The following is a 21,960-nucleotide window of genomic DNA, read 5'->3' on the forward strand; positions in this document are numbered from 1 at the left end:
GGCCTAAAGCTGGGGATAAACCGCCGCGCCTGCGCATGCGCTGTAACGCACTGAAAATACTATGGAATTTTGAAGCCCAGATCAGATGATGCCGGTGGAGTGGCGCGGTATCTCCACCTGACGGTGTATGTGTACCGACAAGAGGATGCCAAAACCGAACATCACCGCCAACAAAGCGGTACCGCCGTACGAAATCAGCGGCATGGGAATACCCACAACGGGAATCAGTCCCATCACCATCATGCCGTTGATCATGATGTAGAAGAAGAAATTGAGGGTGATGCCCATCGCCACCAAGCGGCCGAACTGGCTCCGCGCCTGGATAGCGGTCTGCACGCCATAGCCGATCACGGTGCCAAACAGGATCAGAAGCGCGATACAGCCGACAAAGCCGAATTCCTCGGCGAAGTTGGTAATGATGAAGTCGGTCTGTTTTTCCGGCAGGAAGTTCAGCCGACTCTGGGTGCCTTGCAAGAAGCCCTTGCCCGCCGCCCCGCCGGAGCCCACCGCGATCTTGGCCTGGGTGATATTCCAGCCCGCCCCCAGCGCGTCGGATTCGGGGTTCATGAAGGTCATGACGCGGGCCTTCTGGTAGTCATGCAGCACAAAGCGCCAGGCCACCGGAATGGCTGCGGCAACACCGGTGATCACTGGCGCAATCCACCACCAGGAGAGGCCGGCCAGGAAGAGCAGCGAGCAGCCATCCAAAACCAGGATAATGGTGGTGCCGAGATTGGGCTGCATGGCGACCAGTGCCGCGGGCATGGCGATCATGGCGAGGGGAACCATCAAGCGCAGCGGCTTGGAGATGTCCTCCACGCTCTGGCCATGCATGAATTTGGCGAGCGCCAGGATCAGCGCGATCTTCATCGGCTCTGAGGGCTGCAATTCCAGAGGGCCAAGCGTGATCCAGCGCTGGGCACCCAAATGGGCCATGCCCATCAGCTCCACGCCCAGGAGCAGGAGCAGCGAGGCCGCATAAAAGGGATAGGCGATGTTCATCCAGACGCGGATGTCCACCATCGCCACCACGATCATCATAAAGAAGCCCAGGACGAGCTTGATCGCCTGGCTGGAGGCCCAAGGGCTCCAGGAGCCACCCGCCACCGAATAGAGCATGGCAATGCCGATGGAGGCGATGATCGCGATGAGGAGCACCAGGCCCCAGTTCAGCTCATAAAGCTTGTCGGCAATCGAGAGATGACGGCGCGCGGCCGCATAAGGGCGAAGCATCAGGTGCCCTCCCCGTCAGTGCGGTTCTGCGCGGCGCGGATAGGGTAAGCCACCGGCATTTTCACCGGGTCGCGCTGCTGGGCAAAGCGCAGGATATCGCGCGTGGCGGCGACCTGGGGATGGGGGGCTGCATTGTGTTCGACGATACAGGCACAGGCGTAACGCGGATTTTCCACCGGCGCGAAACCGACAAAGAGGCCATTATCACGCAGGTTAAAGGGAAGCTGAGCATCGGTCTTCACCCCGCTCTGGCGTTCGGCCTTGGTGATGACGCGGACCTGCGCGGTGCCGGTCTTGCCCGCCATCTCCATCCCCGGCTCGGTAATGCGCCAGGCATTCGCGGTACCGCCCGGCTCGCAAACCGCCTGCATGCCCTTGCGCACCGCCTCCATCGCTTCGGGCGAGAAGGGCAGATCCGCCGGGATGACGCGCGGCTGCACCACATTGCCGACCTGATGCACTAGGCGCGGGGTCAAAGCCTTGCCGCTGGCAATACGCGCCACCATCTGGGCAAGCTGGATCGGGGTAGTGAGCACATAGCCCTGACCGATACCGGCGGAAAGGCTGTCGCCTTGCTGCCATGGCACGCCATACCGGGCGAGCTTCCAGGCGGCGCTCGGCATGCAGCCATTCACCTCGCCGGGCATTTCAATGCCGGTGGGGGCGCCAAGACCAAGACCACGCGCCACCGCTTCGATCTTATCGATGCCGAGGCGGCGGGCCACTTCGTAGAAGAAGATATCGCAAGAGACCGCCAGCGCCCGGTGGATATCCACCCCGCCATGGCCGCCCTTTTTCCAGGCCCAGCAATGGAACTCATGATTGCCGAGCGTCATCGAGCCGGTGCAGTTGCACTGCAAATCGCCAAGCCCGTTTTCCATCGCCGCGATCACCATTGCGGTCTTGAAGGTCGAGCCCGGCGGATAGGCGCCGGATAGAACCTTGTTCATCAGCGGCTTGTGGTCGTTGTGCAGAAGATCCTGCCAGACCGCATTGGAGATGCCGACATTGAAATGATTGGGGTCGTAGCCAGGGGTCGACACCAAGGCGAGGACATCGCCGTTGGAAGCATCCATCACCACGCAAGCCGCGCTTTCGCCCGCGAGACGCTCCTCAGCGTAACGCTGCAGCTGGCAATCGATGGTAAGCCAGACATCCTGGCCCGGCTTACCCGGAATATTGGCAAGCTCACGGATGACACGGCCATAGGCGTTCACTTCAACGCGGCTGCGCCCCGCATCGCCGCGCATCTGGCCATCGAATTGGCGCTCTATCCCGCGCTTGCCGACGCGAAAGCCCGGCTGGGCCAGCAAGGGATCGGGATCGTTCTCCTGGTCCTTTTGGCTCGCCTGAGCGACATAGCCCAGAAGATGGCTCATCTCGTCGCCGAAGGGATAGGCGCGGGTCTCGCCGACGTCAGGCTGCACCCCCGGCAGATAAGGCAGATGCTGGTTGATGCGCGCGAATTCCTCCCAGGTGAGGTTTTCGGCGATCGGAACCTGTGCAAATCTTTTGTTCTGGCTGATGTCGTGCAGGATCTTCTCGCGCCGAAGCGGATCGATCTCGATGATTTTGCTGACCGCATCCAGCGCGGCTTCCACGCCTTCGCTTGCCTGTTCGGCGACGATCACGACGCGGTAATTGCGCCGGTTGGTAGCAAGCTCCACTCCGAAACGATCGATGATCCGGCCGCGCGGGGGAAAAACGAAACGCTGGCTGATGCGGTTGTTTTCAGCGTCGATACGGTATTCGTCGCCCTTCATAATCTGGAGCTGATAGAAGCGGCCGCCAAGCACGGCCAGAACACCGCCCATCGCCCCGGTCATCACCAGCGCGCGACGGGTGAAGGTGTTGTAGCGGCTCTTATCCTTGCGGTCGAAAAGCGGCATCAGAACTCACTCCTGAGCGGCCCGACAAAACGACGATGCACAGAGGCGAGCACAACCACCACCGGGATGTAAAGGATCGAGGTGACGGCAAATTCCTTAATTTCATTGGTGACCGGCAGAAACTGCCAGCGGTAAAAGCAGTAGATCACGTAATGCGAGGCGCAGGTAACCAGCGCCGCCGTGGCAAAGCCCAAAATAGCGCCAAAACCCGAAAGCCCTGCGAAAGCATCGCGCTGCTTGTCGATCACGGCATAGGTGGCGACAAAAGCGGCAGCCCAGATGCCGGGCGGCTCGCCCGAAATCATGTCATGGGCGATGCCGATCAGAAACGCCCAGACCGGGCTCATCAGATCGGGGCGCACCAGGCACCAATAGTAGATCGGCATCAGCGCATACATCGGCGCGGGTACAATGCCGCTCAACACCGAGAATGGCAGGTTGGTGAGGACCACCCCCAGGAGCCCGAACAGCACGGGAATGATGCTCGCCATGAGCTTGCCATTGCCAAAGCCGCCCAACCGTTCCACCGCCGCCCTCACTGGTCGCCCGGATCGGCATTCGCCGCGGGTTGGGCTGGCGTAGCTGCAGGCGCCACGGGCGTAGCTGGCTTCTGGCCCGGCGGCACATAGACCGGCGGCGGCGGCTTCACCACTTGATTGCGATCGTTGAGGGGCGCGGTCGCAGCGGGCGCCAAACCGGCAGCCGTCACCGGCAATTCCTGCTTTATTACAGCCGGGGGATATTCCGGCTTGTGCTTGAAATCGACAATCTCGACATCCTGCGCCGTGGTCTGATCCGCAAAGAGCGCGACGCGGTAATGACCGCCTTCTTTGACGATCACCCCGATGGGAAGCCCTGCCGGGAGAATGTCGCCATCACCTGAGGTGACGACCTGCGCGTCGGCTTTGAGTTCTACACCACGCGCCAAGGTCTCGATCAGCGGCATCGGCGAGTTATCGCCCGTCATGATGGCCTGATCGGTGTTGGGCTCGATGGACACCGGGATGCGGCTGTTCAGATCGGTGAGCAAAATCACCCAGGAGGTGTGCTCGCCTGTCAGATAGACCCGCCCAATCATACCGCGCTGGTCCACTACCGCTTGGCCAGGTTTGACGCCATTGGCCTTGCCCGCGTCGATGATCATGGTGGAGAGGAAGGGATGGTTGGAGCGGCCAATCACCCGCGCCACAACGCTCGACAGCGCCGGGTCGGGAACCGCATTCAGAAGAAGCTGATAGCGCTTCAGCCGCTCGTTCAGGACCTGGGCCGTGTTGTGCCACTGCTTAAGGCGCGCATTCTCCTCCTTGAGGCGGAGATTTTCCTGGTAGAGCCAGAAAACGCTGCCGATGGAGCCGAGCCAGCGATCCATGGTTTCGATAGGCGCGCGAGTCGCCACCAAAGCGGGCCGCATCCAATCGACGAGGCCGGTGCGGGCGCGGTCGAAGAGGGTCGATTGGGCCTTGCCGAAGAGGATGACGATCACGGCGAGCGCGCCAACGACGGCTAGCGGCAGATGGGCTCTGCCGCGCGCTCGCGAAATCCTCCAAGTGCCGTTGCCCATACGAACTCCGACGCACGGCCCCTTTTGGGTTTAGAAGGCCGTCGAAAGAACGTGCCGCATACTTTTGCTATTTTCCAGTACCCGGCCAGTGCCGAGCGCCACGCAGGACAGTGGATCATCCGCGATCGAGATGGGAAGCCCCGTCTCTTCGCGCAAGACCTGGTCCAGATTGGCCAGCAAAGACCCGCCCCCCGTCAAGACGATACCCTTATCAACGATATCGGCCGCAAGTTCCGGCGGCGTCGCCTCGAGGGCAACCTTCACCGCTTCGACGATCTGCCCGACCGGCTCGGCCAAGGCATCAGCGATGTGGCGCTGGGTGATGGTGATTTCCTTCGGCACGCCGTTGAGAAGGTCGCGGCCCTTAATTTCGAGGGTCACGCCGGCGCCATCCATCGGCGGGGCGGCAGAGCCGATCTCTTTCTTGATACGTTCGGAAGAGGCTTCGCCGATGAGCAGGTTCTGGTGACGGCGGATATAGGCGATGATCGCCTCATCCATCTTGTCGCCGCCCACGCGCACCGAGCGCGAATAGACGATGCCACCCAACGACAGCACGGCCACTTCGGTAGTGCCGCCACCGATATCGACCACCATGGAGCCGGTCGGCTCGGACACCGGAAGACCCGCACCGATCGCAGCCGCCATCGGCTCTTCGATCAGGAAAACGCGGCGGGCGCCGGCCGAAAGGGCCGATTCCTGAATCGCGCGCCGTTCCACCGCGGTGGAGCCCGAAGGCACGCAGACGATGATCATCGGATTGGCGAAGGACCGGCGGTTATGCACCTTGCGGATGAAGTGTTTGATCATCTCTTCCGCAACTTCGAAATCCGCGATCACGCCATCGCGCATCGGACGGATCGCCTCGATATTGCCCGGGGTACGCCCCAGCATCATCTTGGCGTCGTTACCGACCGCGCGGACCTGTTTCTTACCCCCTCGATTGATGGTGGCGACGACGGAAGGTTCGTTCAAAACGATGCCGCGGCCCTTCACATAAACCAGGGTATTCGCGGTTCCGAGATCAATCGCCATATCGCTCGACAGCGCGCCGAGAAGACTGCCGAACATGCTTAACCTGCCATTCCTTTCTCAAACAGACGCTTAGAACCTTGCAACGAGCGTACCGGCCTCAGGATCACCCCTAAGGCCGGACAGTCTCATTTTGCGACGTTCAAGGCTTCCGGCGCCTGCTTCCTTCGTTTGACCAAGAGTTTGTTCAGAGCATTAACATAGGCGTAGGCAGAAGCCACCAATGTATCGGTGTCTGCACCGCGGCCTGTGACCGTGCGCCCATCTTCTTCCAGACGAACGCTGACATGGGCTTGGGCGTCCGTACCTTCGGTCACCGCCTTCACCTGATAGAGCTGCAGATTAACGCTGTGGGGGTAGAGTTCCCGGATGACGTTAAAGATGGCGTCCACCGCCCCGTCGCCCGTCACTTCCGCCTTTTTCTCCTCGCCTTCAACGATGAGGGTCATTTCGGCGGAGGGGGGGATGCCCACCCCGGTCATCACCTTCAGGGATTTGACCACGATAATGTCCTGGGCGCGGATGATCTCGTCATCCACCAGCGCCACGATATCATCGTCAAACACAGATTTCTTCTTATCTGCCAATGCCTTAAAGCGGCGGAAGGCATCCTCGAAGGCAGCATCGGCCAGCTCATAGCCGAGCTGGGAGAGCTTGTCCTTGAAGGCGTGACGGCCGGAGAGCTTGCCCAAAATCAGCGAGGTCGCCGAGACACCCACATCTTCGGGGCGGATGATCTCGTAAGTTTCGACGTTCTTCAGCATGCCATCCTGGTGGATGCCGCTTTCATGACTGAAGGCGTTCTTGCCGACGATGGCCTTGTTGTACTGAACCGGGAAGCCGGTAACGTTCGAAACCAGCTTGGAGGCTTTTGAGAGCAGTTTGGCATCGATTCCCGTCTCGAAGGGCATACGGTCGCGGCGCACGCGCAGCGCCATGACGATTTCCTCAAGCGCGGCATTGCCTGCCCGCTCGCCGATGCCGTTGATCGTGCATTCCACCTGACGCGCACCCGCCAGAACACCTGCCAAGGAATTTGCCACGGCGAGGCCCAGGTCATTGTGACAATGGGTGGCAATCACAGCCTTATCGATATTGGGCACGCGATTGAACAGCATCGCGATCAGTTCGAAGAATTCCTGCGGCGTGGCATAGCCGACGGTGTCGGGAATATTGATGGTCGTGGCGCCGGAACGAATCGCCAGTTCCACACAGCGGCAGAGAAAATCATGCTCGGTGCGGGTAGCGTCTTCGGCGCTCCACTGCACCTCTTCCACGAGGTTGCGGGCATGGGACACCGAGGCCCCAACCGCATCCAGCACCGCATTCGCCCCCATATTGAGCTTATGCTTCATATGAACGGGGCTGGTGGAAATGAAGGTGTGAATCCGCGGGCGCTTGGCATTGCGGACGGCTTCGCCGGCCCGGTCGATATCCTTGAACCCCGCACGGGCGAGGCCGCAAACGCTGGCGTTTTTCACCCGGCGCGCGATCTCGCTCACCGCCTCGAAATCGCCGACGGAGGCGATGGGAAAGCCTGCTTCGATGACGTCCACACCCAAATTATCGAGCAAATCGGCGACTTCGAGCTTTTCCTCAAAGGTCATCGCGGCGCCCGGCGACTGCTCGCCATCGCGCAAGGTGGTGTCGAAAATCCGTACCCGGTTATTCTGTCCAGCGTTATTCGTGGTCATGGCCATAGGTTCCTTCCGTTTGCCGCCTGGCGGCCTCGATCTCTCCTTTCATCCACCCCCTAAACACCCGGCGCGGGATGACCCACGCCCGCCGGCGCCTAGGGGCACCTAAGGAGGAGAAGCACGCTCTGCAGCAAACCGAGGGAAGGACGGGTCATGAGCGACACACGCGCGCCAACGCCAGCGGAGAATCCGCTTTCTGCGCCAAGCTCGATCGCGTCTCGTATCATCACCGGATCGCCGTTCCGCCCGCCGGGTTGTTCATCGCTAAAACGTTTAACGAATGGCCCTTAAATGCCCGTGAACAGGCAGGACTATCGCCAGTTCCGCGTATTTACGCCGGATCATGTGACGTTCGCAAGTCAAAGCCCTGTTTGTGTAGAGAAAATTAAGTCACTTCGCGGGCCGGAAATCGCCTTGCGCGTAAATGCCAAATTCGCCGGAAATTCACTTTGCGCCCGCACCCTGTGCATGGTTTACGTGGCCCACAATTTCCTCGAGTGCGCCGGCCATGAAGCTTTTTCCACCTGTCTCTGTGGAGACACGCCGGTTCCTGCCCCGGTCATGGGACCTGCTTGCCGGGATTTTTGTCCTGGGCGCGATCATCTTTTTTGCCGAAGCCAGCCGCGAGGTGATTCAGCCGCTGACATCGCTCGCCCACAACCCGATCTCTCTCGACCCGGCGAACCTGCCCAATTATGCCTTCCGCACGGCCCTGCGCATGCTCGCGGCGATGGTGTTTTCTCTCTTATTTACATTCACTTACGCGACATGGGCGGCGAAGAGCCAGCGCGCCAGCGTGCTCCTCGTGCCCCTGCTCGACATCCTGCAATCGGTGCCGATTCTGGGCTTCATTTCGGTGACGGTGGTGTTTTTCCTCTCGCTCGCCCCCGGCAAGGTGCTGGGCGCGGAAATCGCTGCCGTTTTCGCCATTTTCACGAGCCAAGCCTGGAATATGGCCTTCAGCTTCTACCAATCCTTGCGCACCGTGCCGGTGGAGCTGACCGAGGCGGGCAAGATGTTCGGCCTGACGGGCTGGGGCCGATTCTGGCGGATCGAAGCCCCCTTCGCCATGCCGCCGCTGGTCTGGAACATGATGATGAGCATGTCTGGCGGCTGGTTCTTCGTGGTCGCCGCGGAGGCGATTTCGGTCGGCCATACCTCCATCGTGCTGCCCGGCATCGGCTCCTATATCGCGGCGGCGATTGAGGCCAAGAGCCTGATCGCCATCACCTATGCCATCGGCGCCATGCTGGTGGTGATCGTCATTTTCGACCAGCTTTTGTTCCGCCCTTTGGTCGCCTGGGCTGACCGCTTCCGCATCGATTCGGAGCCGAGCGATGAAGAGCCCGAAAGCTGGGCGCTCACCATGTTCCGCCGCTCGCAGATTTTCGATTGGCTGGGCCGCCCCTTCGATCTCGCGATGCGCTGGAGCTGGCGGATCAGGCCGCTCTCTTTTGGCCGCAAGACCGAAAGCCGCCCCTCGCCGCTGATGGACGCCTTTTTCTATGCCGTGCTGATCGGCTTAAGCGGCTACATCCTTTGGCAGATGGCGGGCTTTGCCGGGGCCGCCTTCAATGCCCATGATTTGACCGATGCCGCCCTTAAAGGGCTCGCCACCTTTGCCCGGGTGGTGATCCTGATCGCGCTGGCGAGCCTGATCTGGACGCCTATCGGCATTTATGTCGGCTTGCGCCCGCATCTGGCCCAAGTGATCCAGCCGATCGCGCAATTTCTGGCGGCGTTCCCGGCCAATCTGGTGTTCCCGGTGGCGGTATCGCTGATCGTCTTCTGGAACCTCAATCCCGACATCTGGCTGTCGCCGCTGATGGTCTTGGGCACGCAGTGGTACATCCTGTTCAATGTGATCGCGGGCGCTTCCGCCCTGCCGCGCGAGCTGAAAGATGCCGCGAGCAATTTCCAGGTGCGCGGCTGGCTGTGGTGGAAGAAGGTCGGTATTCCCGCCGTCATGCCCTATTACGTGACGGGCGCGATTACGGCTTCTGGCGGCTCGTGGAACGCGGCCATCGTGGCCGAGGTGGTGAGCTGGGGCAGCAAGACCCTGCATGCCTATGGCCTCGGCGCCTATATCGCGGACGCCACCAGCGCAGGTGATTTCCACCGCATCGTGGTGGGTGTTTGTGTCATGAGCTTTTATGTCGTGGTGCTGAACCGGTTGTTCTGGCGCCCGCTCTATTGGTACGCGGAACGCAAGTTCCGCATGACGTGAGGAGGCGCGAAGATGGATACCCTGCTGAAAGCCACCAATGTGCGCCGCTCCTTTCCGCGTGCGGGCGGTGAAGAACTTCTGGTGCTGGATGGCGTCAATCTCACCTTGAAAGAGGGCGAGATCGTCGGCCTCTTGGGCCGTTCGGGCTCAGGCAAATCAACCTTCCTGCGCCTCATCGCAGGGCTGGCGCGACCGCAAGGCGGCGAGCTTGATTACCTCGGTACTGAGATCACCGGGCCGGTGAGCGGCATCGCCATGGTGTTTCAGAGTTTTGCGCTATTCCCTTGGCTGACGGTTTTAGAAAACGTGCAATTGGGCCTGGAAGCCCTGGCCTTGCCGGAAAAGGAAATCCGCACCCGCGCGCTGGAAGCCATCGACCTTATCGGCCTCGACGGGTACGAAAGCGCCTATCCGCGCGAACTTTCCGGCGGCATGCGCCAGCGTGTCGGCTTTGCCCGCGCCCTGGTGGTGCATCCCAATATTCTTTTGATGGACGAGCCTTTCTCGGCGCTTGACGTGCTGACGGCGGAAAACCTGCGCACGGACTTGATCGAGCTGTGGCAGAACAAGAAACTGCCGATCAAATCCATCCTCCTCGTGACCCATAACATCGAAGAGGCGGTGCAGATGTGCGACCGCGCCCTGCTCTTCTCCTCCAATCCGGGGCGGGTGACGACGGAAATCGCCATCGATATGCCGCATCCGCGCGACCGCGCTGATCCGAAATTTGAGGATTATGTCGACCGCATCTATGTCGAAATGACTGCCCGCAAGATCGAGCGCCTGCGCACGGTGCAGACCATGGATGTGATCCCCGATGCGCCGATAGTGCCGGTGTCCTCTAACTCCCTTTCGGGCTTGGTGGAGGCGGTCGCCAATCCGCAATATGGCGGCAAAGCCGACTTGCCGGATCTGGCCAGCGACCTGCAGCTTGAGATCGACGAGCTCTTTCCGATTGCCGAAGCACTGCACATGCTGCGCCTGGCCGATCTCGAAGGCGGCGACTTGAAGCTGACCCATATGGGCAAGCGCTTCAACGATGCCGAAACCAACGAGCGCAAGGAAATCATCTCGCGCGCCCTGATGAGCAATGTGCCCTTTGCGGCGCATATCCGCCGCGTGCTGGACGAACGCGCCAATCACATCGCGCCGCGCCGCCGGTTCATCGACGAGCTTGAAGACAAGATGACGGAAGACGCCGCCGAAGAAACCCTGCGCGCCATCATCAGCTGGGCCCGTTACGCCGAGCTCTTCTCCTATGACGACGAAAGCGAAACGCTGAGCCTGGAGAACCCGACTTAGGGCCAATTTCTTATTTTCGTCATGGCCGGGTTCCGACCCGGCCATGCGATGAGGGTGTTACCCCTTCTCATGCGGCTCCAGCGCGTGGATATCGAGCGCCCAGGGGAGCGCGGAGCGGGTCCAGATTTGTTTCTTGGGTTCCAGCTCGCGGCGCTGATCGAGCGTGCCGGTGCGCAGCGTCACGACATCGAGATTGCCATCGGGCGCACCCGCATAAATCGGCGAACCGCAATCGGGACAGAAGGCATGGGCGCGCTTGTTGCCGCTTTCCGCCGTCTTGATCCAGACTTTGGGCGTGCCGGTCAAAATCTTGAAAACCGTGGCGCGCGCCACCACGCGATAAGGCGAGCCCGTGATCTCCTGACAATCGGTGCAGTGACACACCGTGGCGGTCGCCGGATCAGCCTCCGCTTCGAAGGTGATCTTGCGGCAATAACAATGACCGGTGACGTGCATGAAAGACCTTTCGCAAGATTTGCGCGCCTATTTTAGGCTTCTTATTTCTTGGTACCACCGCGGAAATCGATATCGCTGTCGGCCATGAGGTAAATGACGCTGGCCCAGGCGGCGACATTCTGTGCCAGCTCATCGGGATGCACCACCGCCAGCGTGTCGTCGGCGCTGTGGTGGATGTCGAAATAGCGCGTGGCATCATTGGCGAAATGGATCATCGGCACGCCCGCCTCTTGCAGCCCTTCGGTATCCGACCCGCCATGGGTGGAAGGCTGGCGCGAGACAATGATGCGCAGCGGCGAGAGCAGCCCCGGCAAAAGCGATGCTTCCGGCGTACCCAGCGCGCCCTTGGGCAGATCGAGCTTGAAGACATTATCGGCGCCAAGATCGCTTTCGCCCGCGAGCACGATTTTGGGCAGCTCGTCCTTATGCGCGGCGAGATAGGCTTCCGAGGAACCGCCATTTTCTTCCGAGCCCCAGAACACCACACGAATGCTGCGCTTGGGATGCTTGGGCAATTGGTCGATCAGATGCGCTGCGGCGGTGGTGATGGCAATGCCCGCGCCATCGTCAATCGCGCCCGTGCCCGGGTCCCAGCTATCGAGATGGCCGCCGATGACAATCACCTCATCCGGCTTCTCGCTGCCTTTGATCTCGCCGGAGATGTTGAAGAGGGTGGATTTGGCTTTGGTGGTCGATTGCATATTCAAGCGGATGCGCACCGGCCCGCGCGCCGCCATATTCTCCAGAAGATCGGCATCGGGCACGCCCAGCGCCGCTGCGGGAATGCGAAGGCCCGGCCCACCACTGGTGCCAGTATGAGGAGCACGCGACTGGCTAGTCGAAATCGAGCGCACGAGATAGGCGACCGCGCCGCGCTTTGCAGCTTCGCCATCGCCATTGCGCGCGGGAACGGCGGCGCCATAGCCCGAACCATCCTGGGTGCGGGTCATGGGTTCATTCACCACCACGATCTTGCCTTTGAAGGTGCCTTCGGGCGCGGCCAGAAGCGCGGCATAGGATTTCAGCACCACGACTTCCGCCTCGATGCCCTTCTTCGGCGTCGGCATGGAGCGGCCCAGACCGATGATGGTGAGGGGCTGCGGATAAGGCCCGACGATTTCGGCGCTTTCGGCGCCGCGCTGCCAGGTATCCTGCAAGAACGTCTCGGTACGGATATTCGTGAAGCCCAGCTCCTTCAGCTTGGCTTCGGCCCAGACTTTCGAGCGCTCATAAGCGGGGCTACCAATCGGACGGCCGCCAATCTCGGTGGTGAGAGATTCCAGAACCTTCCAGGCGGTCTGGTCGCCAAGCGCCTTATCGCGCAACTGGGTGGCGGTGGAGATGTCGGCCGCGTTGAGAGCTGAGGCAAAAACAAGCGCAGCGGCTGAGGCTGAAACGGCGAATTTCATAAATCGCGATCCGGGAAATGCAGCGCGAAAGATGGCCTTGAATCGCGCGATCTGTCGATCACTTTCTGTTGAATTCAGACTGCACTTATTTTGCTCAATTGCAGCCAAGCGCGGGCAGCATGCGGCACATAAGAGCCGCGCCGCCACACCATCGCGATATGATAGTCTGTCTGCGGCTCGGCGAGCGTAATCGCACGCACCAAAGCATGGTCGCGCTGGTCTGCGATCATCCGCGGCAGAAAGGCGATGCCCATTCCTGCGGCAACCAGCTCGACGATGAAATCCACCTGCCCGCTCTGCACCGAGACATTGGGCTCGAATCCGTTGCGCTTACAGGCATCCAGAATCACGCGGTTGAGCGCAAAACCCGATTGGAAGAGGATGAAGGGAAGCTCTTTCACATCGACAAGTTTGAGCGAAGGCCGCTCCACCAAGGGATTGCTCTCCGGCAGCAGCACCACCAAGGGCTCGCGGCGCAGCTCCTGCCAATCGAATTCCTGCGACACCGGCAGAAGCGAGGCGATGAGGTCTAGCTCGCCCGCGCGCAACAGATCTTCCAGCATGCCCGAACCATGCTCGACGAGATTTATCTCGATCTGGGGATAGCGGCTGCGATAGGCCGCGAAGACCGGCGCGAAGAGGGTGGCAGTGCCAAGCGGCGGCAATCCCAAACGCAAGACGCCGCGTTTCACACCGCGCAGATCATCGAGTTCTGAGAGCAGCGCATCGCGCTCCGCCAGAATGCGCCGGGCGCGGACATAGACGATCTCGCCCGCCGCGGTGAGGCTCGACTTATGTCCCTGGCGGTTGAGCAGCGGCACCCCGAGTTCATCTTCCAACTGCTTGATGGCTTTGGAGACAGCGGACTGGGTGGCGAAGATGGTTTCGGCCGCGCGGGAAAATCCGCCTTGGCGCACGACTTCGACAAAGGCCCTAAGTGTCCGGATTTCCATGACTATTCCATATCAGAATGGACCTCATTCCAACAAGTCGTTTTTGTCATGATACGTTTTGAGGAATAATCGCTCGCAAGAGTTGGCCGGGGGGCCGCGTGAGAGTGAAGTAAAGTGTCCTATAGCCTGACCCTGGAAAGCCCCTGGACCACCCGTTTCGCCCGCTGGCTGCAGACGCGCTCCTTTGCCTTTGAAATCGAGCGCTTAGGCGTTGCCGAAGGGCTGCGCGCCGCGACCGCGGTGGCCGGTATGGTCTGGGTCAGCCAGATTGCCCATGAGCCGCTTTTCGCCTGGGGCGCCTTTGCCGCCTTCTGGACCTGCCTCGCCGATCCGGGCGGCTCCAACCGCTTGCGCCTGCAGGTGATGGTGGCCTTCGCGGCTGTCGGCGCGGTGGTGGCGGCCTCCATCTCCACCCTGGCCGGGATTGGCGTCAGCGTGGCGGCGCCCGTTCTCTTCGCCGTAGTGCTGGTGTGCATGCAGGCGCGCGTTTTCGGCTCGCATTTCGGCTTGGCTGGCGTTCTCGCCGCCGTGGTCGCGGTGGTGGCTGTGGACTATCCCAACCCGCCGGGCAATGCGTTGAAGCTTGCCTCCATCTTCTTGATCGGCTGCCTTTGGGCCATGGCGCTGTGCCTTGTTTTGTGGCGGGTGCATCCCCATCGCCCGGCGCGGCGCGCCATCGCGGCAGTCTATCGCGACCTTGGCTATATGATCGCGGACTTAGAAGCGGTCTGCCGCGGCGAGGCGCATGCCAATGACCATCGCCATGCCGAACATCGCCGCGCCTTGCGCGCGACCATCGAGCGGGCGCGTTCCACCATCGGCCATATCGCGGCGGGGCATAGGAATGGCGCCGCGCGGCGCGGCCTCACCGCCTGGATCGATGGCGGCGACCGTTTGTTCGCAGGCCTGATCGCGCTCGAATATGAGGTCGAAGAGCGCCCCGATCAGAACGATTTTCCGGTGATGGCGGATTTGCTCGCCCCTCTGCCCGCGCTGATCAATGAACTGGCGCATCAGGCGCAGAGCAAGAATCCCGATTGGAGCCTGATCGAAGACGGCGTGCGCCAGCTTCGCAGCTTTGCTGGCAAGACCGAGGGGCTTTATGGCCGCGTCGCGACCTATTGGGCCGAGGCGTTGCAGGATGTGATGGCGGGCTGGCAGAACCGCACCGCCTGGGATGACGAAAAAGGTGCTGCCGCGAAGTTCCGCTTGCAGCAGCCCGCGGCCACCGCGCGCCATGCCTTGCGCGTCGCCGTGGCGGTGATCATCGCTTATGGCCTCAGCGTCGTGTTGCGCCTGCCCTATTCTTACTGGGCGACCATGGCGGTGGTGGTGGTGATGCAGCCTTCGGCGACAACCACATGGCCGCGCATGCTGGAACGCGTGCTCGGCTCGATCTTCGGTGGCGTGCTGGCGGCTGCGCTATGGCTGTTGGCGCCGAGCCCGGCCGTGCTGGCGCTGGTGGTGTTCCCCTTGGCTGCTGGCTGCATTGCCTTTCGCTCAGTGAACTACACCCTGCATGTTTTGTTTTTGACACCGCTCTTTGTGCTGGTGGCCGATCTGATCGACCCCGGCCATGGCACCGGCATTGCGATGTCGCGCGCCCTCAACAATGTGCTCGGCAGTGTGCTGGGTTTCGTGGCTTGCCTCGCCTTCTGGCCGGAACAGGAAAAGCAGCCCTTCGCCGCCAAGCTGGCCGAAGCGGTGGAGGCCAATTTCGCTTATGCCGCGCTTGCCGCTGATCCCTTAGCTGAAACCGAAGCTCTGGAAGCGGCCCGGCGCAAGGCCGGTATCGCCACCAGCGCCGCCGAAATCATCCGTGAACGGATGGTGCTGGAAGGCCGCCGTGGTCAGGGCCGCTTGAACGAAGCCGCGGGGCTTCTCTCGGCGCTGCGCCGCCTGGCTGGTGCCAGCACCGCCGCCTGGCTGTCGCAAGACCCGAGCCGGGGCGGCGCGCCGCGCTATCGCGCGCTGCAGCAGGATCTGGTCTTCATGGTGCGCGATCCCTCCGCGCCCGTGCCGCGCTCTTTGTGGGACGGATTTCGCACCGGCAGCCAGCTCGAGAAAGCCACCTTGGCAACTATCCGCGCCAGCTTCGCTTATGCCCTTGCGCGGGCAAGAATGGTGGAAGCGAAAGCGGCATAATACCCAAAACAAAAAGGCGGCCCCGAAGAGCCGCCTTTAAACCTCACTGTCATCCCGGCCAAGCGATCTTTGCGAAGCGAAGAGAGCGCAGAGCCGGGACCTACTTCAACACCGACCAGGTTTCAGAGTGGGTCCCGGATCGCGCCCATGTGCCAGATTCGATGACCTTGCAGGGCGCGTCCAGGATGACAATTTTTAGCCTTCGCCGCCGGTCTTATCTTTATCCACCAGCTTGTTCTTGCCGATCCAGGGCATCATGCCGCGCAGCTTGGCGCCGACTTCTTCGATGGGATGCGCGTTGTTGATGGCGCGCGTCGCCTTGAAGGAAGGCTGGCCCGCCTTGTTCTCCAGCACCCAATCGCGGGCGAATTTGCCGGACTGGATGAAGGTGAGGGCTTCCTTCATCGCCTTCTTGGTCTCGGGCGTGACGATCTTCGGGCCGGTGACGTATTCGCCATACTCGGCAGTGTTGGAGATCGAGTAGTTCATGTTGGCGATGCCGCCTTCGTAGATCAGATCCACGATCAGCTTCACTTCATGCAGGCATTCGAAATAGGCCATTTCCGGCGCGTAGCCAGCTTCGACCAGGGTTTCGAAACCGCCGCGGATGAGTTCGACCAGACCGCCGCAAAGCACAACCTGCTCGCCGAAGAGATCGGTTTCGGTTTCTTCGCGGAAGGTGGTCTCGATGATGCCCGAACGGCCGCCGCCGATGGCGGAGGCATAAGAGAGGCCGAGTTCCTGCGCATTACCCGTGGCGTTCTGCGCGATGGCGATGAGGCAGGGCACGCCGCCGCCCTTCAGATACTCACCGCGCACGGTGTGGCCGGGGCCTTTGGGCGCGACCATCAGAATGTCGAGGTCCTTGCGCGCTTCGATGAGGCGGAAATGGATGTTGAAGCCATGCGCGAAGAGCAGCGCCGCGCCCTGCTTCATGTTGGCATGCAGGTCGTCCTTATAGATGTCGGCCTGGAGCTCGTCCGGCGTCGTCATCATCATGACGTCGGCCCATTTGGCGGCGTCGGCATTGGTCATCACCTTGAACCCGGCGGCTTCCGCCTTGTTCCAGGAGGCACCCGGACGCGCCGCGATGACGATATCCTTCACGCCGCTATCGCGCATGTTCTGCGCATGGGCATGACCCTGGGAGCCGAAACCGATGACGGCAACCTTCTTGTTCTTGATCAGATTTAAATCGGCATCCCGATCGTAATAGACGCGCATGGCAGGCTCCTGAATTACAGCGATATGGCGTTTTCCACCAAGTTTAAGGCCGGGTCCCCTCTACGCCTTCGGCTTCGACGGGGCAAGCAAACCCGGAGGGGCGAAATTTTCTTACCTCCCCCTCGCGGGGAGGTCGGAGAGCGAAGCGATCCGGGTGGGGGGCTTTCGTTGCCAGCCACCCCCGCCCGAAATTTCCGCGCACTCCATCATTCAACACATCCGGCAACGCCAAGCGCGGCGCGGAAATTTCGACCTCCCCGCAAGGGGGAGGTTAAAAGTGGTTACATCGGGTCCGGTCCCCGCGAAATCGCGGCGACGCCGGTGCGGGAGACTTCCACCAGGCCCAAAGGCCGCATCAGATCGACGAAATTGTTGATCTTGTCGGGATTACCCGTGATCTCGAAAACGAAAGAGCTGTGCGTCGTATCGACGGGCCGCGCGCGAAAAGCATCGGCAATGCGCAAGGCTTCGACGCGCTTCTCGCCCGTGCCCGCCACCTTTACCAGCGCCATTTCGCGCGCGATGGAGGGCTTATCGACCGACCAATCGACGACGCGCTGCACCGGCACCAGGCGGCCGATCTGGGCGCGTATCTGTTCGAGGATTTCCGGCGTGCCCGAGGTGACGATGGTGATGCGCGAAGTGTGCACCGCGGAATCAACTTCGGCCACCGTCAGGCTTTCGATATTGTAGCCGCGCCCCGAAAACAGGCCCACGACGCGCGCCAGAACACCCGCTTCGTTATCGACCAGCACCGCAAAAGTGTGGCGTTCGATTCTTTGTCCGTTACCGTTTGTCATTCTTCGTGGACTTTCAAATTTGACACGAGGGCGTTCCCCCTCACCCGGTTTTCCTAAGACTTACTGCGTAAGCCTAAGGAAAACCGCCCTCTCCCCCGGAGGGGAGAGGGGAGTTGTTTCTTCAAACCAGCATCTTGCCAGCGTCGGAGACCTCGTGGTCTTCCGCATCGCAGAGCAGCATTTCGTTATGGGCGGCGCCCGAGGGGATCATGGGATAGCAATTTTCCTTTTGATCCACGACGCAATCGAACAGCACCGGACGCTTCACATCGATCATCTTCAGGATCGCGGCATCAAGCTCGTCAGGATGCTGAGCGCGGATACCGACGCAGTTAAAGGCTTCGGCCAGCTTGACGAAATCCGGTAGCGTCTCGGAATAGGAATGCGAATAGCGTCCGCCATGTAAGAGCTGCTGCCATTGGCGCACCATGCCGAGATAGCGATTGTTCAGGATGAAAATCTTGATCGGCAAATTGTACTGCACCGCCGTCGCCATTTCCTGCATGGTCATCTGCACGCTGCCTTCGCCCGCGATGTCGATCACGAGGCTGTCGGGATGGGCCATCTGCACGCCCATGGCAGCGGGGAGGCCATAGCCCATGGTGCCGAGACCGCCGGAGGTCATCCAGCGATTGGGCTGTTCGAATTTGAAGCGCTGGGCCGCCCACATCTGATGCTGGCCGACTTCGGTGGTGATGTAAGTGTCGCGATTCTTGGTCAGCTCATAAAGCCGGTCGATAGCGTATTGCGGCTTGATCAGCTTGTCGGAGTTCTTGAAGTTCAGGCACTTCACGGCACGCCAGCGCTCGATCTGCTCCCACCATTCGCCGAGCGCCTTCTTATCGGCTTTGCAGTGGCGCTCTTTCCAGAGATTGACCATCGCGGAAATCGCGGCATCGGCATCGGCCACGATCGGCAGATCGACGCGGATGTTCTTGTTGATCTGCGAGGGATCGATATCGAGATGGATCTTCTTGGAGCCGGGCGAGAAGGCATCGATGCGGCCCGTGACGCGATCATCGAAGCGCACGCCAAGCCCGATCATCAGATCGCAATCATGCATGGCGTTATTGGCTTCGACAGTACCGTGCATGCCGAGCATGCCGAGCCATTTGTCGCCCGAGGCCGGATAAGCGCCCAGGCCCATCAGGGTGGAGGTGACGGGAAAGCCGGTGAGTTCGACCAGCTCGCGCAGGGCTTCGGAGGCTTTGGGGCCAGCGTTGATGACGCCGCCGCCGGTATAAAAAATCGGCCGCTTGGCGGCTGCCATCATCGCCACGGCTTGCGCAATGGCGGTGGGATCGGGCGCATAAGCCGGGCGGTAGGTCCGATGCACCACGGTATCCGGGCCGATGTAAGAGCCTTTTTTGAACTGGATGTCTTTGGGGATATCGATCACCACCGGGCCGGGGCGACCGGTCGTGGCGATCTGGAAAGCCTCATGCATGATGCGCGGCAGATCGGCGATGTCCTTCACCAGCCAGTTATGCTTGGTGCAGGGACGTGTGATGCCAACAGTATCGCATTCCTGAAAAGCATCGGTGCCGATGAGATGAGTGGCGACCTGCCCCGTCAACACGACGAGCGGAATGGAATCGAGCAGCGCATCGGCGAGGCCGGTGACGGCATTGGTGGCGCCGGGGCCTGAGGTGACGAGCGCCACGCCGCATTTGCCGGTGGAGCGGGCATAGCCTTCGGCGGCGTGGATGGCGCCCTGCTCATGACGGACGAGGACGTGAATAAGATCGTTGGCCGCGAATAGCGCATCGTAAATCGGAAGCACCGCCCCGCCGGGATAGCCGAAAATATGCTCGACACCATGATCCTTGAGCGCCTGGATGACCATTTCGGCGCCGGTCATAGTCTGGGTTTCGTGGCTCATCGTCTTGTCCATATCTTTTACGGGTATTCAGCTAGCGAGACGGTAGAAAAGCGAAAGGGGCGTTGCCGCCCCTTCAGGTAAAAGCCGCTGTCCGGATTGGGTCATTCCCAACCGGGTCGCGGCTTCCGAATAAGTACGAGCACGTTCTTCAAGGCAGATTCCTCGTTTAGTGGGCGGCAAAATATGGGTGTACGGGGCCGTCGTCAAGCAATTTTAGGCGAGTACTTGTCGCACGCTTGACATAATATTACTCATGCTTGTGGGCGGCACCCAATCCCAATCAGCCATACGGTGCCGAAACCAGGTCACCTGCCGCTTGGCAAATTGGCGGGTGGCGGTGACCGCCAGGGTGATCGCATCTTCGCGCGGCAGTTCACCGGTTTGAAGGGCCCAGAGCTCACGAAGCCCTAAGACTTTCGCGGCAGGAAGCGTCGGATCGAGGCCTTTGAGCCGTGCCGCCTCCTCTAGCGCGCCGGTTTCGAGCATGTGCAGGAAGCGGATGCGGATACGCTCGCGCAACTCGAAACGCTCGATATCAAGGACGAAACGGGCGAGCCGCGCCCCCGCAAGAACGGGTTTTCCTGCCTCTTTCTGCCAGCCCGAAAGCGGTCGCCCGGTGGCTTCCAAGACTTCCCAAGCGCGCAATACCCGCTGGGGATCGGTGGGGCGAAGGCCGGCGGCGGTTTCGGGGTCCTTGGCCATCAGCTCGGCATGCAGCCCCGCAACGCCTAATGCCTGAAGCCGGTCGCGTGCCGCCTCGCGGATATCGGCGGGAACCGCGGGGATCTCGGCAAGGCCATCGGTCAGGGCCGCGAAATAAAGCCCGGTACCACCAACAAAGATGGGAAGCTGTCCGGCCGCGCGTGCTTCGTTCAGCGCTCTGGTGGCATCGATCTGATAACGCCCCACCGAATAGCGCTCCTCCGCGCCGACATGGCCGTACAGCGTGTGAGGAACGCGCGCCTCGTCCGCAGCGCTGGGGCGCGCCGAGAGGACCGACAACTCAGAATAGACCTGCATGGAATCGGCATTGATAACGACGCCGCCCAATTCCTCAGCCAGTGCCAGCGCCAGCGCCGACTTGCCGCTGGCGGTGGGGCCTGCAATAAGCACGGCATCGAAGGGATCACCCAATGCAAGACTCCTTTGTCCTGAACGTTATTGCACAGGATGGTGGCCGCGTGGCGGCAAAACTCGCCTTTCTGGGCAAGCCCAAATGGCTATCGCCAGGACATGCCTTCGATATCTCGATTCCGGGAGAAGGAGTGGTGTCGCTCTCGTCCGTGCGCGCGGCGGCGGGTGATGGCGCCGACATCAATCTAGTGCCTGTCGCGGGGCGCAAGAAGAAGCTCCTCATCTCGGATATGGAATCCACCATCATCTCCTGCGAGTGCCTGGACGAGCTCGCCGAGATTGCAGGGATCAAGCCGAAGATCGCATCCATCACTGAACGCGCCATGCGGGGCGAGATCGCCTTTGAAGGGGCTTTGCGCGAACGCGTCGGGCTCTTGAAAGGGCTGAGGAAAGCGGACCTGGATCAGGTCTATCGCGAGAAGGCCACGCTGATCGACGGGGCGAAAGAATTTGTCGCCACCATGAAGAAGCACGGCGCCCATACCATGCTGGTCTCGGGCGGCTTCACCTATTACACCGCGAAAATCGCCGAACTTGTGGGTTTCGACGAACACCAGGCCAATACGCTGAACCTCGACGGCGAGACACTGGCGGGCACGGTGGGTGAACCCATTCTGGGCCGCGAAGCCAAGCTCGAAGCACTCGAGCGCGGTGTGAAGGCGTTCGGCTTGGACGCATCAGAGGCGCTCGCCATCGGCGATGGCGCCAATGATCTTGCCATGATCCAGCGCGCCGGAATGGGAGTCGCGTTCCACGCCAAGCCGGTGGTCGCCGCCGCGGCGGGCTTTGCCATCACCAACGGCAATTTGCGCGACGTCCTGTACCTGCAGGGGTACACGGACGAAGAGATTGTCAGCCAGTAAACACTGTTGTCATCCCGGCCGAAGCATGGCGCAGCGCGCCACTGCGCAGAGCCGGGACCCACTCCAACACCATTCAGGCTTCGAAGTGGATCCCGGATCGCGCCCATGTACCAAACCAAAGCGGCGTCGCGGGCGCGTCCGGGATGACAGGCT

The 21,960-nt window shown here is 61.2% G+C and carries 17 protein-coding genes; 4 read left to right on the top strand and 13 right to left on the bottom strand.

The features are described from left to right. Nucleotides 1–81 precede the first annotated feature (81 nt). The 6 genes from rodA to FHS83_RS03820 form a co-directional block, all read right to left on the bottom strand. Nucleotides 82–1,233, bottom strand: coding sequence for a rod shape-determining protein RodA (gene rodA / locus FHS83_RS03795; protein WP_167081041.1), 1,152 nt, complete (start codon nt 1,231–1,233; stop codon nt 82–84). Continuing rightward, on the bottom strand, nt 1,233–3,122 hold the full coding sequence (gene mrdA, locus FHS83_RS03800; protein ID WP_167081043.1) for a penicillin-binding protein 2: 1,890 nt from the start codon (nt 3,120–3,122) through the stop codon (nt 1,233–1,235). Before mrdA ends, rodA begins: the two co-directional genes overlap by 1 nt. Next, nucleotides 3,122–3,649, bottom strand: a complete 528-nt coding sequence (gene mreD, locus FHS83_RS03805; RefSeq protein ID WP_167081047.1) for a rod shape-determining protein MreD — start codon at nt 3,647–3,649, stop codon at nt 3,122–3,124. The genes mrdA and mreD overlap by 1 nt, the downstream gene beginning before the upstream one ends. An 8-nt stretch (nt 3,650–3,657) precedes the next feature. Further along, complete coding sequence (gene mreC, locus FHS83_RS03810) at nt 3,658–4,683, bottom strand: rod shape-determining protein MreC (protein ID WP_167081050.1); 1,026 nt, start codon at nt 4,681–4,683, stop codon at nt 3,658–3,660. Between the two features lie 30 nt (nt 4,684–4,713). Further along, nucleotides 4,714–5,754, bottom strand: coding sequence for a rod shape-determining protein (locus FHS83_RS03815; protein WP_167081052.1), 1,041 nt, complete (start codon nt 5,752–5,754; stop codon nt 4,714–4,716). Between the two features lie 89 nt (nt 5,755–5,843). Next, nucleotides 5,844–7,409 (bottom strand): 2-isopropylmalate synthase, encoded by a 1,566-nt coding sequence (locus FHS83_RS03820; RefSeq protein WP_167081056.1) that lies wholly within the window; start codon nt 7,407–7,409, stop codon nt 5,844–5,846. A 511-nt stretch (nt 7,410–7,920) separates the two neighbouring features. Here FHS83_RS03820 and FHS83_RS03825 point away from each other — a divergent pair. Both FHS83_RS03825 and FHS83_RS03830 read left to right on the top strand, forming a co-directional pair. Continuing rightward, nucleotides 7,921–9,639: an ABC transporter permease gene (locus FHS83_RS03825; RefSeq protein ID WP_167081068.1), complete on the top strand. Its 1,719-nt coding sequence runs from the start codon at nt 7,921–7,923 to the stop codon at nt 9,637–9,639. A gap of 12 nt (nt 9,640–9,651) precedes the next feature. After that, nucleotides 9,652–10,941 carry an ABC transporter ATP-binding protein gene (locus FHS83_RS03830; protein ID WP_167081070.1) on the top strand — a complete coding sequence of 430 codons (1,290 nt, stop codon included), beginning with the start codon at nt 9,652–9,654 and terminating at the stop codon, nt 10,939–10,941. Nucleotides 10,942–10,998: 57 nt separating this feature from the next. Here the strand turns inward: FHS83_RS03830 and FHS83_RS03835 are convergent, their stop codons facing one another. From FHS83_RS03835 to FHS83_RS03845, 3 genes are all read right to left on the bottom strand, one after another. Continuing rightward, nucleotides 10,999–11,397, bottom strand: a complete 399-nt coding sequence (locus FHS83_RS03835; RefSeq protein ID WP_167081073.1) for a GFA family protein — start codon at nt 11,395–11,397, stop codon at nt 10,999–11,001. A gap of 41 nt (nt 11,398–11,438) precedes the next feature. Continuing rightward, nucleotides 11,439–12,806 carry a M20/M25/M40 family metallo-hydrolase gene (locus FHS83_RS03840; RefSeq protein WP_167081076.1) on the bottom strand — a complete coding sequence of 456 codons (1,368 nt, stop codon included), beginning with the start codon at nt 12,804–12,806 and terminating at the stop codon, nt 11,439–11,441. A gap of 74 nt (nt 12,807–12,880) precedes the next feature. Then, entirely contained in the window at nt 12,881–13,759 is an 879-nt protein-coding gene (locus FHS83_RS03845) for a LysR family transcriptional regulator (RefSeq protein WP_167081078.1), read from the bottom strand. Nucleotides 13,760–13,873: 114 nt separating this feature from the next. Here FHS83_RS03845 and FHS83_RS03850 point away from each other — a divergent pair, with 114 nt between their 5' ends. Beyond that, nucleotides 13,874–15,904: an FUSC family protein gene (locus FHS83_RS03850; protein ID WP_167081082.1), complete on the top strand. Its 2,031-nt coding sequence runs from the start codon at nt 13,874–13,876 to the stop codon at nt 15,902–15,904. A 195-nt stretch (nt 15,905–16,099) separates the two neighbouring features. On the opposite strand, the gene ilvC is transcribed toward FHS83_RS03850, so the two are convergent. The 4 genes from ilvC to miaA all read right to left on the bottom strand — a co-directional run bounded on the left by ilvC (nt 16,100) and on the right by miaA (nt 20,944). Next, the gene (gene ilvC, locus FHS83_RS03855) at nt 16,100–17,128 is read right to left on the bottom strand and encodes a ketol-acid reductoisomerase (RefSeq protein WP_167081094.1); all 1,029 of its coding nucleotides are present in this window, start codon (nt 17,126–17,128) and stop codon (nt 16,100–16,102) included. Between the two features lie 281 nt (nt 17,129–17,409). Further along, nucleotides 17,410–17,928 carry an acetolactate synthase small subunit gene (gene ilvN / locus FHS83_RS03860; RefSeq protein ID WP_167081105.1) on the bottom strand — a complete coding sequence of 173 codons (519 nt, stop codon included), beginning with the start codon at nt 17,926–17,928 and terminating at the stop codon, nt 17,410–17,412. 121 nt (nt 17,929–18,049) lie between these two features. Next, nucleotides 18,050–19,810: an acetolactate synthase 3 large subunit gene (locus tag FHS83_RS03865; protein WP_167081107.1), complete on the bottom strand. Its 1,761-nt coding sequence runs from the start codon at nt 19,808–19,810 to the stop codon at nt 18,050–18,052. Nucleotides 19,811–20,023: 213 nt separating this feature from the next. Then, nucleotides 20,024–20,944, bottom strand: a complete 921-nt coding sequence (miaA, locus tag FHS83_RS03870; protein ID WP_167081109.1) for a tRNA (adenosine(37)-N6)-dimethylallyltransferase MiaA — start codon at nt 20,942–20,944, stop codon at nt 20,024–20,026. Between miaA and serB the strand changes: the two genes are divergently transcribed. Next, on the top strand, nt 20,944–21,807 hold the full coding sequence (serB, locus tag FHS83_RS03875) for a phosphoserine phosphatase SerB (protein ID WP_167081111.1): 864 nt from the start codon (nt 20,944–20,946) through the stop codon (nt 21,805–21,807). The two genes, miaA and serB, sit on opposite strands and share 1 nt — an antisense overlap. Nucleotides 21,808–21,960: the final 153 nt, after the last annotated feature.

It is taken from the genome of Rhizomicrobium palustre (genome assembly GCF_011761565.1).
GTDB classification, from domain to species: domain Bacteria; phylum Pseudomonadota; class Alphaproteobacteria; order Micropepsales; family Micropepsaceae; genus Rhizomicrobium; species Rhizomicrobium palustre.

What these genes read in the sequence shown, in the direction of transcription:
- rodA (WP_167081041.1), bottom strand. Translation starts at nt 1,233, where the DNA reads ATGCTTCGCCCTTATGCGGCCGCGCGCCGTCATCTCTCGATTGCCGAC.
- mrdA (WP_167081043.1), bottom strand. Translation starts at nt 3,122, where the DNA reads ATGCCGCTTTTCGACCGCAAGGATAAGAGCCGCTACAACACCTTCACC.
- mreC (WP_167081050.1), bottom strand. Translation starts at nt 4,683, where the DNA reads ATGGGCAACGGCACTTGGAGGATTTCGCGAGCGCGCGGCAGAGCCCAT.
- FHS83_RS03815 (WP_167081052.1), bottom strand. Translation starts at nt 5,754, where the DNA reads ATGTTCGGCAGTCTTCTCGGCGCGCTGTCGAGCGATATGGCGATTGAT.
- FHS83_RS03820 (WP_167081056.1), bottom strand. Translation starts at nt 7,409, where the DNA reads ATGACCACGAATAACGCTGGACAGAATAACCGGGTACGGATTTTCGAC.
- FHS83_RS03825 (WP_167081068.1), top strand. Translation starts at nt 7,921, where the DNA reads ATGAAGCTTTTTCCACCTGTCTCTGTGGAGACACGCCGGTTCCTGCCC.
- FHS83_RS03830 (WP_167081070.1), top strand. Translation starts at nt 9,652, where the DNA reads ATGGATACCCTGCTGAAAGCCACCAATGTGCGCCGCTCCTTTCCGCGT.
- FHS83_RS03835 (WP_167081073.1), bottom strand. Translation starts at nt 11,397, where the DNA reads ATGCACGTCACCGGTCATTGTTATTGCCGCAAGATCACCTTCGAAGCG.
- FHS83_RS03840 (WP_167081076.1), bottom strand. Translation starts at nt 12,806, where the DNA reads ATGAAATTCGCCGTTTCAGCCTCAGCCGCTGCGCTTGTTTTTGCCTCA.
- FHS83_RS03845 (WP_167081078.1), bottom strand. Translation starts at nt 13,759, where the DNA reads ATGGAAATCCGGACACTTAGGGCCTTTGTCGAAGTCGTGCGCCAAGGC.
- ilvC (WP_167081094.1), bottom strand. Translation starts at nt 17,128, where the DNA reads ATGCGCGTCTATTACGATCGGGATGCCGATTTAAATCTGATCAAGAAC.
- ilvN (WP_167081105.1), bottom strand. Translation starts at nt 17,928, where the DNA reads ATGACAAACGGTAACGGACAAAGAATCGAACGCCACACTTTTGCGGTG.
- FHS83_RS03865 (WP_167081107.1), bottom strand. Translation starts at nt 19,810, where the DNA reads ATGAGCCACGAAACCCAGACTATGACCGGCGCCGAAATGGTCATCCAG.
- serB (WP_167081111.1), top strand. Translation starts at nt 20,944, where the DNA reads ATGCAAGACTCCTTTGTCCTGAACGTTATTGCACAGGATGGTGGCCGC.